This window comes from Amycolatopsis sp. WQ 127309 (assembly GCF_023023025.1).
Classification (GTDB): domain Bacteria; phylum Actinomycetota; class Actinomycetes; order Mycobacteriales; family Pseudonocardiaceae; genus Amycolatopsis.
This window is the reverse complement of record NZ_CP095481.1, coordinates 3,640,752-3,652,693: the sequence shown is the minus strand read 5'-3', so window position 1 is coordinate 3,652,693 and position 11,942 is coordinate 3,640,752. Positions and strand designations below refer to the sequence as shown.

Annotated in this window: 14 protein-coding genes; 7 read left to right on the top strand and 7 right to left on the bottom strand. The window is 69.6% G+C overall.

The window, feature by feature from the left end:
• Positions 1-30: 30 nt before the first annotated feature.
• Positions 31-246 carry a hypothetical protein gene (locus MUY22_RS17180; protein WP_247060870.1) on the bottom strand — a complete coding sequence of 72 codons (216 nt, stop codon included), beginning with the start codon at positions 244-246 and terminating at the stop codon, positions 31-33.
• 55 nt (positions 247-301) lie between these two features.
• Here MUY22_RS17180 and MUY22_RS17175 point away from each other — a divergent pair, with 55 nt between their 5' ends.
• Positions 302-1,939 (top strand): acyl-CoA carboxylase subunit beta, encoded by a 1,638-nt coding sequence (locus MUY22_RS17175; protein ID WP_247060868.1) that lies wholly within the window; start codon positions 302-304, stop codon positions 1,937-1,939.
• On the top strand, positions 1,936-2,178 hold the full coding sequence (locus MUY22_RS17170) for an acyl-CoA carboxylase subunit epsilon (protein ID WP_247060866.1): 243 nt from the start codon (positions 1,936-1,938) through the stop codon (positions 2,176-2,178). Before MUY22_RS17175 ends, MUY22_RS17170 begins: the two co-directional genes overlap by 4 nt.
• Here the strand turns inward: MUY22_RS17170 and MUY22_RS17165 are convergent.
• The 3 genes from MUY22_RS17165 to MUY22_RS17155 all read right to left on the bottom strand — a co-directional run bounded on the left by MUY22_RS17165 (position 2,171) and on the right by MUY22_RS17155 (position 5,040).
• Positions 2,171-3,556: a hypothetical protein gene (locus MUY22_RS17165; RefSeq protein ID WP_247060864.1), complete on the bottom strand. Its 1,386-nt coding sequence runs from the start codon at positions 3,554-3,556 to the stop codon at positions 2,171-2,173. The genes MUY22_RS17170 and MUY22_RS17165 overlap by 8 nt on opposite strands.
• Positions 3,557-3,696: 140 nt before the next feature.
• The gene (locus tag MUY22_RS17160; protein WP_247060863.1) at positions 3,697-4,137 is read right to left on the bottom strand and encodes a MarR family winged helix-turn-helix transcriptional regulator; all 441 of its coding nucleotides are present in this window, start codon (positions 4,135-4,137) and stop codon (positions 3,697-3,699) included.
• A gap of 9 nt (positions 4,138-4,146) precedes the next feature.
• Positions 4,147-5,040 carry an LLM class flavin-dependent oxidoreductase gene (locus MUY22_RS17155; protein ID WP_247060862.1) on the bottom strand — a complete coding sequence of 298 codons (894 nt, stop codon included), beginning with the start codon at positions 5,038-5,040 and terminating at the stop codon, positions 4,147-4,149.
• A 100-nt stretch (positions 5,041-5,140) separates the two neighbouring features.
• Between MUY22_RS17155 and MUY22_RS17150 the strand changes: the two genes are divergently transcribed.
• Positions 5,141-5,641, top strand: a complete 501-nt coding sequence (locus MUY22_RS17150; protein ID WP_247060861.1) for a DinB family protein — start codon at positions 5,141-5,143, stop codon at positions 5,639-5,641.
• Here MUY22_RS17150 and MUY22_RS17145 read toward each other — a convergent pair.
• Both MUY22_RS17145 and MUY22_RS17140 read right to left on the bottom strand, forming a co-directional pair.
• Complete coding sequence (locus tag MUY22_RS17145; protein ID WP_247060860.1) at positions 5,638-5,805, bottom strand: hypothetical protein; 168 nt, start codon at positions 5,803-5,805, stop codon at positions 5,638-5,640. The two genes, MUY22_RS17150 and MUY22_RS17145, sit on opposite strands and share 4 nt — an antisense overlap.
• A gap of 92 nt (positions 5,806-5,897) precedes the next feature.
• On the bottom strand, positions 5,898-6,521 hold the full coding sequence (locus MUY22_RS17140; RefSeq protein WP_247063945.1) for a nucleotidyltransferase domain-containing protein: 624 nt from the start codon (positions 6,519-6,521) through the stop codon (positions 5,898-5,900).
• 175 nt (positions 6,522-6,696) lie between these two features.
• On the opposite strand from MUY22_RS17140, the gene MUY22_RS17135 reads away from it, so the two are divergent.
• Entirely contained in the window at positions 6,697-7,323 is a 627-nt protein-coding gene (locus MUY22_RS17135; protein WP_247060859.1) for a PadR family transcriptional regulator, read from the top strand.
• Positions 7,304-8,929: a DHA2 family efflux MFS transporter permease subunit gene (locus MUY22_RS17130; RefSeq protein WP_247060858.1), complete on the top strand. Its 1,626-nt coding sequence runs from the start codon at positions 7,304-7,306 to the stop codon at positions 8,927-8,929. Before MUY22_RS17135 ends, MUY22_RS17130 begins: the two co-directional genes overlap by 20 nt.
• A gap of 627 nt (positions 8,930-9,556) precedes the next feature.
• Here MUY22_RS17130 and MUY22_RS49470 read toward each other — a convergent pair.
• Entirely contained in the window at positions 9,557-9,691 is a 135-nt protein-coding gene (locus MUY22_RS49470; RefSeq protein WP_256475964.1) for a hypothetical protein, read from the bottom strand.
• 105 nt (positions 9,692-9,796) lie between these two features.
• Here MUY22_RS49470 and MUY22_RS17125 point away from each other — a divergent pair, with 105 nt between their 5' ends.
• Positions 9,797-10,429, top strand: coding sequence for a nucleoside triphosphate pyrophosphatase (locus MUY22_RS17125; RefSeq protein ID WP_247060857.1), 633 nt, complete (start codon positions 9,797-9,799; stop codon positions 10,427-10,429).
• Between the two features lie 99 nt (positions 10,430-10,528).
• Positions 10,529-11,881, top strand: a complete 1,353-nt coding sequence (locus MUY22_RS17120) for a dicarboxylate/amino acid:cation symporter (RefSeq protein WP_247060855.1) — start codon at positions 10,529-10,531, stop codon at positions 11,879-11,881.
• The last annotated feature ends 61 nt before the right edge of the window (positions 11,882-11,942 follow it).

Genomic DNA, 11,942 nt, shown 5'->3' with positions numbered 1-11,942 from the left:
AGCCCACCGCCCGGGTGAACGGGGCGAACCTCATCGCGGGGTCGCCGGGGAGCGGCCGGCCGTCGAGGACCAGCCGGGGTGCCGGGTGATCGCCCGGCCCAGGCCGCGCCGCTCGGACCGGGGCGCGACCAGCACCGTCGAGATCGACGCCACACGATCGAACGACTCCAGGACGACGGCCGCGGCCAGGTCGGCGCAGGCAGGCAGGTCGGCGGGGCCCAGGAGCCGGATCAGCGGGAAGGTCATGGACGTTGCCTACGCCACACGCGAAGTGACCGGCAAGTAGCTAAGCTCCCGTGGCATGAGCAGTGCGACGGAGCCGCTCGGGACGCCGCCCGAGGATGAACCGGACATCCACACCACGGCCGGGAAGCTGGCCGACCTGTACCGCCGGTACGACGAGGCGGTGCACGCGGGCTCGGCCCGCGCGGTGGAGAAGCAGCACGCCAAGGGCAAGAAAACCGCCCGCGAGCGGATCGAGCTGCTACTGGACGAGAACTCGTTCGTGGAGCTCGACGAGCTGGCCCGGCACCGCTCGACCAACTTCGGCCAGGAGAAGAACCGGCCGTACGGCGACGGCGTCGTCACCGGTTACGGGACCGTCGACGGCCGTCCGGTGTGCGTGTTCAGCCAGGACGTGACGATCTTCGGCGGCAGTCTCGGCGAGGTGTACGGCGAGAAGATCGTCAAGGTGATGGACCTGGCGATCAAGACCGGCCGCCCGATCGTCGGCATCAACGAGGGCGGCGGCGCGCGCATCCAGGAGGGCGTCGTCTCGCTCGGCCTCTACGGCGAGATCTTCCGCCGCAACGTGCAGGCCTCCGGCGTCATCCCGCAGATCTCGCTGATCATGGGCGCGAACGCGGGCGGGCACGTCTACTCCCCCGCGCTGACCGACTTCGTCGTGATGGTCGACGAGACGTCGCAGATGTTCATCACCGGCCCGGACGTCGTCAAGACGGTCACCGGCGAGGACGTCACCTTCGAGGAGCTCGGCGGCGGCCGCACCCACAACACGAAGTCGGGCGTCGCGCACTACCTCGGTTCCGACGACGAGGACGCCATCGCCTACGTCAAGGAACTGCTCTCCTACCTGCCGCAGAACAACCTCTCGGACGCGCCCGTCTTCGAGCCGTCGGATGCGCCGGCAGGGTTCTTCGAAGACGTCACGGACGCCGATCGCGAGCTCGACACGCTCATCCCGGACTCGCCGAACACGCCGTACGACATGCACGAGGTGATCAACCGCGTCGTCGACGACGGCGAGTTCCTCGAGGTCCACGAGCTGTTCGCGCCGAACATCATCGTCGGCTTCGGCCGCGTCGACGGCCAGAGCATCGGCGTCGTGGCGAACCAGCCGACGCAGTTCGCCGGCTGCCTCGACATCGACGCGTCCGAGAAGGCCGCGCGGTTCGTCCGCACCTGCGACGCGTTCAACATCCCGGTGCTCACCTTCGTCGACGTCCCGGGTTTCCTGCCGGGCACCGAGCAGGAGTGGAACGGCATCATCCGCCGCGGCGCGAAGCTGATCTACGCCTACGCGGAGGCCACGGTCCCGCTGGTCACGATCATCACGCGCAAGGCGTTCGGCGGCGCGTACGACGTCATGGGCTCCAAGCACCTCGGCGCCGACATCAACCTCGCCTGGCCGACCGCGCAGGTCGCGGTGATGGGCGGGCAGGGCGCGGTGAACATCGTGCACCGCAAGACGCTGGCCAACGCGGCGAACGAGGGCAAGGACGTCGACGAGCTGCGCGCCGAGCTGCTCCAGGAGTACGAGGACACGCTGCTCAACCCGTACGCGGCGGCCGAGCGGGGTTACGTCGACTCGGTGATCGTGCCGGCGCACACGCGCGGGCACGTCGCGCGGGCGTTGTCGTTGCTGCGCAACAAACGCGAGTCGCTGCCGCCCAAGAAGCACGGGAACATCCCGCTGTGAGCGACTCGGTGAACGACTCCGTGAACGACGAGGTGCGGCCCCTGCTGCGCGTGGTCCGGGGCAACCCGAGCGACGCCGAGCTGGCGGCGCTGACGGCGGTCGTCGCCGCGGCGTCGGCCGCCCGGGGTCCCGGGAAGCCGACGCCGCGGACGTCGTGGTGGGGCGACCACGCGACTTCGCTGCGTCGGCCGCACCACCCCGGCGAAGGCGCTTGGCGCGCCTCGGGTCTGCCTAACTGACGTTGAGCGCGGTGTCGTCCACGATGAACGACGTCTGCAGCTGCGAGCCCTCGACGCCGCTGAAGGCGAGCGTCACGGACTGACCCGCGAACGCGGACAGCGAGAAGGTCCGCTGCTGGTACCCACTGGCCGCGTTGAGGTTGCTGTACGTCGCCAGCGTTGTGCTGCCCGCCTTGACGGTCAGCTTGTCGTACGCCGTCGTGCCCGTTTCGGCGGTATTGATGCTGAGCCAGAACGAGAACGTGTACGACGAGCAGCCGGTCGGCAGCGTGACGGTCTGGCTCAGGGTGTCCGTGTGGGCGGTGCCGTAGCCGTCGAGCCAGGCGTTCCACGAGCCGCTGCGCGCGGGCGCGTTGGAGGCGTGCTGGCCGATGACGCTCGCCGACGCCGTCCAGCCGGTGTTGCCCGACTCGAAGCCCGGGTTGACCAGCAGCTGGCCGGCGGTGCAGCCGGTCGGCGGCGGCGTGGTCGTGCCGCTGCCCGCCAGCCACGCCGTCGCGTTGAGGCCGAGCGCGTCGTTGTCGGCCGTGGTGTCGCTCCAGCCGTTGTAGAGCGTGTTGCCGGACTGGCCGGTGCCGTCGTCGATGGTCGAGCTGTCACCCCAGATCGCGACGCGGCCCGAGCCGAAGGTGCTCGTCACGAAGAAAGCGTTGCTGTTGCCCGGAGACGACGTGCTCAGGAACGTGAGACCTTTGACGTTCGGGTTGTCGGCGGGCTTGAGGGTGAACGTCGTGCCGTTGGCGATCAGGCTCTTCTTGACCGCGCCGAACGAGCCGTTCAGCACGGGGTTCGAGGAATCGGTGATGGCCACCGGGTGATCGCTGGCGACGTTCTTGAGGTCGACCGAAAAGCCGAACGGATCGGTGTTGTCGACGCCGTTGTTCGTCAGCAGGTCGTTGATGATCTTCGGCGAGTCCCAGCCGTCGTTGTTGCGGTCGCTGCCGGTGTGGTCGGAGATCAGGAACAGGCCGCCGCCGTTCTGCACGAACTTCATGATCGCCGTCTTTTCGGCGGTGCTCAGGACGACGTTCGGTTCCGGCAGCACGAATTCGTCGAAGTTCTTGAGGTCCAGCGCGTTCGACGTGCCGTAGGTGATCGTGTTGCCCGCGGGCAGCGTCTTCAGGCTGTACTGCCCGGTCTTCTGCAGTGCGACGCCCCACGCCGAGAGCGCGCCGGTCCAGTCGCTTTCCTTCTGTGGCGAGGAGTTCTGCCCGGCCGGGTCGGGCTGCGAGGTGCCGACGATCCAGTCGGCGTTGCCGGCGGTCTCGGCTTTGGTGTTGTCGAAGAGGATCCGGTGGGTGACGGCGGCGTGCGCGGGAACGGCGGTCAGCAGACCCGCGGCGAGCGTGGCGACAGCGAGCGGAATGAGGCGCTTCATGGTGCTCCTCGGCGATGGGGACCTGGACGGCATCGGTGACATCACGGTGACGAGCGGAGAAGAGGTCCTCCCGGCGGCAGGCGGACCGGCCGGTGAACTTCCGGCAACGTACCCCCGCCACGGCCCGACGAAAGTCGGGATCAGCGCACGTCGAGGAACACCGTCGGGACCTCGTTGTCCTGGACCACGCGCCCCAGCAACGTCGCCAGCAGATCGCGTTCGGCGGGCGGCAGACCGCTCGCGAGCTCCTCGACCCGGCGGCACGTCGACGCGTAGAAGTCCGCCGCCAGTTCGCGGCCTTCGCCGGTCAGGACCACCTGCACCGCGCGGCGGTCGTCCGGGACGGGCTCGCGGCGCACGAGCCCGCGCCGGACCGCGCGGTCGACGAGGCCGGTGAGGCTGGACTTCTCGAGGCCGAGCGTCGCGCCGAGGTCGCCCATGCCGTAGGGCTGCGCCATCAGCACGCACAACAACTGCCCCTGCTGCACGGTGAGCCCGTACTCGCGCGCCGACTCGGCGTAGACGGCGTTCACCAGGAACGACGACCGCACGAGTCCGGCCACCACACCGAGAGCCTCCATCTGGCCACCCTACTTCGCGACCGCCTCGCGCACGGCGGGCGCGATCTCCCCGGCCCAGCGCGCGACGTCGTCGTCGGCAGGCGGCCGACCACCCGGGCCGAAGAGCACGAAGCCTTTCGCGTCGTGGTCCAGCACCGCACCGGTCAGCTCCTCGACCCACTGCGCCGGCGAACCGCCGATCCAGCGGCCGTCGTCGTCACGGGTCTTCGTGAGCGGCTCGGCCGTGATGCGCCCGGGGAAGTTGTAAACGGTGACGACGTCCGCGGGCTCGCGGCCCGCTTCCTTCGCGGCCTGATCGATCACCGGCCGCGACGTCCGGTAGCGCTCGCTGAGCCAGTCCGCGGCGTGGCCGGGCATCCACCCGTCGGCGACCCGCCCGGTGACGGCGAGGGACTTCGGCCCGACCGAGCCGGTCCACACCGGCGGGATCGCTTCCTCCGCCGGCGTCAGGTTGGTGACCTGGTAGAACTCACCGTCGAAGGTCACCGGTGCCCCGCCACCGCCGAGCGCTTTGACGAGCCGGATCCCCTCTTCGAAGGCGCGCACGGCTTGTCCCGGGCTGAGCTTGGTCACGCCGAGCCGCGCGATGTCGTCCCAGAGCCCGCCGACGCCCATGCCGAGCACGAGCCGCCCACCGCTCAGCGCGGACAGCGAGGTGACGGCCCTGGCGAGCATCGGCGCGGGCCGCGTCGGCAGGTTGGTCACGCTGACCAGCCCGGAGATCCGTTCGGTGCGCCCGAGAACGACGCCGATCTCGGCGTAGGCGTCGAGGCGGTCGGCGTTGTAGGGGTGATCGGAGACGCTGAACAGGTCGAGCCCACCCCGATCCGCCAGGACGGCCTGCCGCAGGGTGCTTCGCGCCGACGTCACCGCCGTCGAGCCGCCGATGCCGAAGAGCACCATGATTCCTCCCAGTTGTTAGTTCGTGCTACGAACTGACTATACATAGTTCTTACCACGAACTTCCACTAAACGGATTGCCCCAGCCGCTAACGTGGGGCGCATGACCGACCCCCACCTGGACCTGGCGGCGCGCGCGGGTGTCGCCGACGAGCGCGCCCTGCTCTCGGCGTTCGCCGACAACTACCGGGCGATCTTCCGCGCGAAGGTCGCGGGCCTGTCCGAGGCGGACGCCCGCCGCAGCCCGGTGCCGACCGGAACGTCGATCGGCGGGTTGCTCAAGCACCTGCGCTGGATGGAGCAGGCGTGGTTCCAGCGCGTCCTGGCGGGCGAACCGAACCTCCCGGACCGCCCGGCGGGCGAGTTCTTCCCCACGAACGAAGACACGGTCGAGTCACTCCTCGCGGAGTACGACGCACAGTGCGAGATCTCACGACGCATAGCGGCCGCGCACGAGCTGTCCGACACGGGCGTGCACCACAACCTGGGCGAGGTGACGCTGCGCTGGATCTACGTGCACGTCATCGAGGAGACGGCCCGCCACGCCGGCCAGGCGGACATCATCCGCGAGCAGCTGGACGGCGTCACCGGCCCGGAGATCTAGCCCCGCTTACGGGCACGCAGCACAAGGGCTTCAGCGTTCCGACCGGCCCGCTTGAACTCCTCCACCGTGGCCGAGGTGTGGCTGTAGCCCGCCTTCGTCTTCAGCGCCAAGAGCGCCCGCAACGCCCGGCCGGCATCCTTGTCCACCCCGGCCAGGAGTTCCACCGCGTCATTGTGGCTCTCCCCCTGGGCGTGTTCGCCCAACCCGGCGCAGCAGAGCGCCGAGGATCTCCGGGGTGCATCTCTTCGTGCGCACGTCAGCTCTTTCCCTTGCGCACCTGCCCGGCCAGCCACGAGTGACGACCGGCGACGGTGAGCCCCTCGCGCAGCACGTCGGCGAGCACCGGCTCGTCGCGGCCGCGGGTGGCGACCTCGGTCACGGTGAATTCGAGGATCCGGGCGTCATTACCCGTCCAGCGGGAAACATCGGCAGCCAGACCGCCGACCTGAAGGGCCCAGCGATCTTCGTCGACGTCGTCCGGTCGGATCAGCACGAGGTCGATGTCGCTCTCGACGGTCATCGAACCACGCGCGGCCGAACCGAACAGCGCGCCGTACTTCGGTTGCGGCCGCCAGGAGTCCAGCGCGGCCTCGATGCGCTGGAGCAGTTTCCCGCGCAGCCCCGCCAACGCGATGACGTGCTCCGCGGCGAGGTGCTCGCGGTTGAACCGGTAGGCGAACGCGTTGCCGACGCGGTCCGCGCTCACGATTCCCTGCAGCACCAATCGTCGCAGGACTTTCCGGATCCCCTCCTCCGAATGCGCGCCCAGCACCCGGTGCAGCTGACCGGTCGTGAACGTGCCCTCGTAGCCGGCCAGGGCGGCGAGCACGTCGCCGTCCAACGTCGGGGTCACCGTGGCCAGTGGCCTGCTCAGCTCCATCGGCACCCTCTCCAGTACCCGTACTATAATACGTCTATCCGTACCATAGTACAGGCAGAAGCTTCTCGGACCGTGTACGCACGGTCACAGAAATCGGCGTGGACTGCCGGATAGTCTGCGCCGTATAGTCCACGTGGAATAACCGACCAGGAGTCACCCGGAGGGACCAACGATCATGGCTTCGGCCAAGCTGACCCCCCTCGGCCTCGCCGTGCTGGAACTGCTGCACGAGAAGCCCATGCACCCGTACGAGATGGCCCAGCTCATGCGTGAGCGGTACGTGAGCACCCGCGTCAACGTGAAGGCGGGCTCGCTCTACCACACCGTGGAGCGCCTCCAGCGGGACAACTACATCCAGGTCGTCGACACGCAGCGCGACGGCCGGCGGCCCGAACGGACCGTCTACGGCATGACGCCGACCGGGCTCGACGTGTTCAACCAGCGTGGCCGCGAACTGCTGGGCGATCTCGCCCAGGAGTTCCCCGCGTACCTCTCCGGGCTCGCCGTGATCGACGAACTGGGGCGCGAGACGTCGCTCATCGAGCTCGAGAACCGGCTGGTGCACCTGCGCGCCGCGGTCGCCGCGGACGACGCCGTCGTGCGGAGCCTCGTGGAGGACCAGACGCCGGAGATCTACTGGCTGGATTGGCGCTACAGCTGCGACCACCGCAAGTTCGAGCTCGAGTGGACCGAACGGCTCCGCGACGACCTGCGCTCCGGGCGGATCCCGTTCCAGGAGTGCGACGCACCCCACCTCACGCTCATCACCAGGGAAGACGACGATGAACGCAAGACAAGCTAACCCCTGGGCCGCGCTCAGCGCGCTGTGCCTCGGTTTCTTCATGATCCTGCTCGACACGACCATCGTGTCGATCGCGATCCCGACCATGCTGCGCGAGCTGAACGCCGGGCTGAACGCCGTCGTCTGGGTGATCAGCGTCTACCTGCTCACCTACGCCGTGCCGATGCTGTTCACCAGCCGCCTCGGCGACCGCTTCGGCCCGAAACGCGTGTTCCTCGCGGGCCTGGTCGTGTTCACCGGCGCGTCGCTGTGGTGCGGCCTGTCCGGCAACGTCGAGATGCTGATCGCCGCGCGCGCCGTGCAGGGTCTTGGCGCCGCGCTGATGACGCCGCAGACGCTGGCGTTCATCACGCACCTGTTCCCGCCGGCCAAGCGCGGCCCGGCGATGGGCATGTGGGGCGGCGTCGCCGGGCTGGCGACGATCGCGGGCCCGCTGCTCGGCGGCGTGCTGGTGGACCACCTCGGCTGGGAGTGGATCTTCTTCGTCAACGTGCCGATCGGCGTGATCGCCATCGTCCTGACGGTGCTGCTGGTGCCGGACTGGCAGCCGAAGCACTCGCACGCGTTCGACGTCGTCGGCATCGTGCTCTCGAGCCTGGCGCTGCTCCTGATCGTGTTCGGGGTCCAGAACGGCCAGCAGTACGACTGGGGCACGGTCTGGGGCGGGATCACCGTGTTCGAGATCATCGGCGCGGGTGTGCTGCTGCTGGTGGCTTTCGTGGTGTGGCAACGGTTCAACAAGCGCGAGCCGCTCCTGCCGCTGCAGGTGTTCTCGAACCGGAACTTCTCGGCCGGGACGCTCACCGCGACGACCGTCGGCTTCGCGATGACCGGCATGTTCCTGCCGCTGGTCATCTACATCCAGTCGGTGCTCGGGCTGACCCCGACCATGGCCGGCCTGCTGACCGCGCCGATGTCGCTGCTGTCGGGGATCGCGGCGCCGTTCGTCGGGCGCGCGTCGGACAAGGTCAACGGCAAGTACCTGGTGATGTTCGGGCTCGCCGCGCTCGCGGCCGGGCTGGGGATCATCGCGCTGCAGGCGTCGCCGGACAGCAGCCCGTGGAGCTTCGTCCCGGCGCTGCTGGTGTGCGGCCTGGGCATCGGCTGCATCTTCTCGCCGATGAGCAACATGACGATGGGCTCGGTCGAGCCGCGGCTGGCCGGCACGGCGTCGGGCATCTTCAACACGTCGCGCCAGGTGGGCGGCGTGCTCGGCAGCGCCGCGATCGGCGTGATGCTGCAGGCGCAGGTGAGCTCGTCCATCGCGGACGAAGCCACGAAGGCGGCTTCGCAGCTGCCGGAGCAGTACCGGGCACCGTTCGCGGAGGGCATCGCCAAGGCCGCGGCGAACACGGGCGAGTTCGGTTCGTCGGGCGGCCCGTCGCCGATGCCGGGACTGCCGGCGGAGATCGCCGCACAGGCCGGCCGGCTGGCCACCGAAGCGGTCCACAGTGGACTGACAGACGCGGCCCGCGCGACGATGCTGCTGCCGATGGGCGTGCTGCTGCTGGGCGTCATCTCGGCGTCGATGCTGCGAAAGGTCAAGCCGCGCTGGGAAACCCCGGCCCCGGCGACCGCCGAGGCCGAGACAGCCGCGACCGCCTGAGGCTCGGAACGTCCGTCCGGAGGCCGGCATCCCGCGGGGTGCCGGCCTCCGGACGTTTCCGGGTTGCGAACGGGCCGTTCGCGACACGAGCAGCGGGACACGAACGGGCCGTTCGCGACGCAGGTGTTACGAACGGTCCCTTCGCGACAAAGTCAGCAGCACCGAACGGGGCCGCGACCTGCTCACAGCAGCTGCCCTGGCGGACCACTCGCGGCGCACCAGTGGAGCACGAACGGGCCATTCGCACCGCCGGTGGCGCGAATGGCCCTTTCGCAACGCAGCCTGGCGAGCGCGAACGGCCCGTTCGCGACGCGAACAGCGGGACACGAGCGGGCCGTTCGCGACGCAGGTGGCGCGAGTGGCCCCTTCTCGACGCAGCCGGGCGGCACGAACGGGCCACTCGCGACCGAGACACCGGCACCACCACAAGAAACCCCGGCCCCGGCGACCGCCGAGGCCGCGACCGCCGCGACCGCCTGAGGCTCGGAACGTCCGGAGGCCGGCATCCCGCGGGGGAAGGTGCCGGCCTCCGGTCGGTTCCGGGGGAGAAACCGTGTGGGCCTCCGTTCCGGAGGTCGGGTTCCGGAGCGGAGGCCCACACGGACCGCGGGAGCGGTGGTCTGTCGGTCAGGTCGTCGCGGGTGGCGACGCCGCGGGCACCGAGCCCGGCGACGAGCGAGCCGTCCGGGACTTCGAGGTCCGGCGTTTCGCCCACCACGGCGCTCGCGACGTCGCGGGCGAGTCCGTCACGCGCACGGTCATCAGCCACCTCCGCGCATATGTTGCGAGCCACAACAAAATAACTCGTCCCGAGGTGTGGCGCCGGTCACAATTCGGTCACGACGGGCGCCCCGGTACGTTCCGGGGGTGCATTCGGTCATCCTCGCCTCGCAGTCCCCCGCCCGGCTCGCCCTCCTGCGCTCCGCCGGTCTCGACCCGGCCGTGTTCGTCTCCGGCGTCGACGAGGACGCCGTCGCCGCGGCCTTGCCCGATCCGACGCCCGCCGAGCTGGTCATGGCGCTCGCCGCGGCCAAGGCCGAAGCGGTGCTGGACCAGGTCGCCGCGGCGCACCCGGACGCCGTCGTGATCGCCTGCGACTCGATGCTGAACATCCACGGCACCATGGTCGGCAAGCCGGGCGATCCGGACATCGCGCGGCAGCGCTGGGCCGCGATGGCGGGGACAACCGGTGAACTCTTCACCGGGCACACCGTCATCCGGCTCGACGGCGGCGTGCGCGCGAAAGAGGCGTCCGGCTCGATGTCGACGACCGTCCGGTTCGGCACGCCGAGCGAAGCGGAGATCGACGCCTACGTCGGCACCGGGGAGCCGCTGCGGGTGGCCGGCGGGTTCACGATCGACGGCCTGGGCGGGTGGTTCATCGAAGGCCTCGACGGCGACCACACCAGCGTCATCGGCCTCAGCCTCCCGCTGACGCGCCGCCTGCTGGCCGAGGTCGGCGTGAGTGTCGTGGATCTCTGGCGGCCTCCCGCATCCTGAGAAACACGCCACACGATGGGGTGATTTGGAAGAGTTCGGTTCGGCCTGACGTCGTCCTCACCAGGCAGGACCGAAACTTTCGAGCACCGGAGTCGCCCCGTGTCTTTCGTACGGACATACACCAAACCGCGGGTGTTCGCGGCCGCGGTTCTCGGCTCGCTCGTCGTCGGCGCCCTCCTGGGCGTCGTCGCACGGCAGACCGAGGCCGGCTGGCTGACCGATCTCCTCGACCAGATCGGCACCATCTTCACCACGCTGCTGCAGGTCGCGGTGATCCCGCTGGTCTTCACGGCGATCGTGGTCGGCATCACCAGCCTGCGCGGGCTGGGCGGCGGCCGAACGGCCGCGCGCCTGGGCGGCAAGACGGTGCTGTGGTTCGCGATCACGTCGTTCATCGCGTCGCTGATCGGCATCGCCGTCGGCCGGCTCTTCGACCCCGGCGCGGGTGGCCTCGGCGGTGTCGAGGCGACGGCGAAGAACGCCGACCGGGCCGCGAAGAGCGTCGACAGCTGGGGCTCGTGGAGCGCGTTCGTCAAGGGCCTGCTGCCGGAGAACTTCTTCTCGGCGTTCTCGGACGGTGAGACGCTGCAGGTGCTGTTCCTCGCGCTGGTGATCGGCGCCGCCGCGTACAGCCTCGGCGACCGCGCGAAGCCGTTCGTGGACTTCACGACGAGCGTCTTCGAGATCATCCAGCGCTACCTCGGCTGGATCGTCCGGCTCGCCCCGCTCGGCATCATCGGCCTGATCGGCGCGGCCGTGTCCAACTACGGCGACGCCCTGTTCCGCCCGCTGTTCTCGACGACGCTCGCGGTGTACGTCGGCTGCCTGCTCGTGCTGTTCGTCGTCTACCCGATCCTGCTGCGGTTCGTGGCGAAGGTCAGCCCGCTGAAGTTCTTCGCCAAGGCGGGCACGGCGATCCAGTTCGCGTTCGCTTCGCAGTCCTCGGCCGCGACGCTGCCGCTGACCCGCCAGTCCGCGGTGAACCTCGGCGTCCAGCCGGCGTACGCGGCCTTCGCGACGCCGCTCGGCAGCGCCACCAAGATGGACGGCTGCGCGGCGGTCTTCCCGGCGATCGCGGCGATCTTCGTCGCGAACCTGGCCGGGGTGTCGCTCAACTTCTGGCAGTACGCCGGCATCGTGGTGGTCGCGGTGGTCGGCGCGCTGGCGACGGCCGGCACCACCGGCTGGCTGACGGCGTTCACGCTGACGACGTCGTTCATCGGCCTCGACGCCAAGCAGGTGGCCGTCGGCCTGGCGCTGATCTACTCGGTCAACCCGATCATGGACATGATGCGCACCGCCACGAACGTCGCCGGCCAGATCGCGGTGCCGGTGATCGTGGCGCGCGGCGAAGGACTCCTCGACGACGAGGTCCTCAACGCCCCGACCGACAACCCGGAGCACAGCGACGACGGCACCACCGCCCGTCAGACCGAGCCCGCCAACGCTTAACCCCGCAAAGCCGTGAAGGCCTCCTTACCGGCCATAAGAGCCGGGAAGGGGGCCTTCACGG

Excerpts from the sequence above, each read along its gene's own strand:
- MUY22_RS17150 (WP_247060861.1), top strand. The coding sequence starts at position 5,141 with ATGACCGACCCCCACCTGGACCTGGCGGCGCGCGCGGGTGTCGCCGAC.
- MUY22_RS17165 (WP_247060864.1), bottom strand. The coding sequence starts at position 3,556 with ATGAAGCGCCTCATTCCGCTCGCTGTCGCCACGCTCGCCGCGGGTCTG.
- MUY22_RS49470 (WP_256475964.1), bottom strand. The coding sequence starts at position 9,691 with ATGACCGTGCGCGTGACGGACTCGCCCGCGACGTCGCGAGCGCCGTGG.
- MUY22_RS17140 (WP_247063945.1), bottom strand. The coding sequence starts at position 6,521 with ATGGAGCTGAGCAGGCCACTGGCCACGGTGACCCCGACGTTGGACGGC.
- MUY22_RS17135 (WP_247060859.1), top strand. The coding sequence starts at position 6,697 with ATGGCTTCGGCCAAGCTGACCCCCCTCGGCCTCGCCGTGCTGGAACTG.
- MUY22_RS17130 (WP_247060858.1), top strand. The coding sequence starts at position 7,304 with ATGAACGCAAGACAAGCTAACCCCTGGGCCGCGCTCAGCGCGCTGTGC.
- MUY22_RS17180 (WP_247060870.1), bottom strand. The coding sequence starts at position 246 with ATGACCTTCCCGCTGATCCGGCTCCTGGGCCCCGCCGACCTGCCTGCC.
- MUY22_RS17175 (WP_247060868.1), top strand. The coding sequence starts at position 302 with ATGAGCAGTGCGACGGAGCCGCTCGGGACGCCGCCCGAGGATGAACCG.
- MUY22_RS17160 (WP_247060863.1), bottom strand. The coding sequence starts at position 4,137 with ATGGAGGCTCTCGGTGTGGTGGCCGGACTCGTGCGGTCGTCGTTCCTG.
- MUY22_RS17155 (WP_247060862.1), bottom strand. The coding sequence starts at position 5,040 with ATGGTGCTCTTCGGCATCGGCGGCTCGACGGCGGTGACGTCGGCGCGA.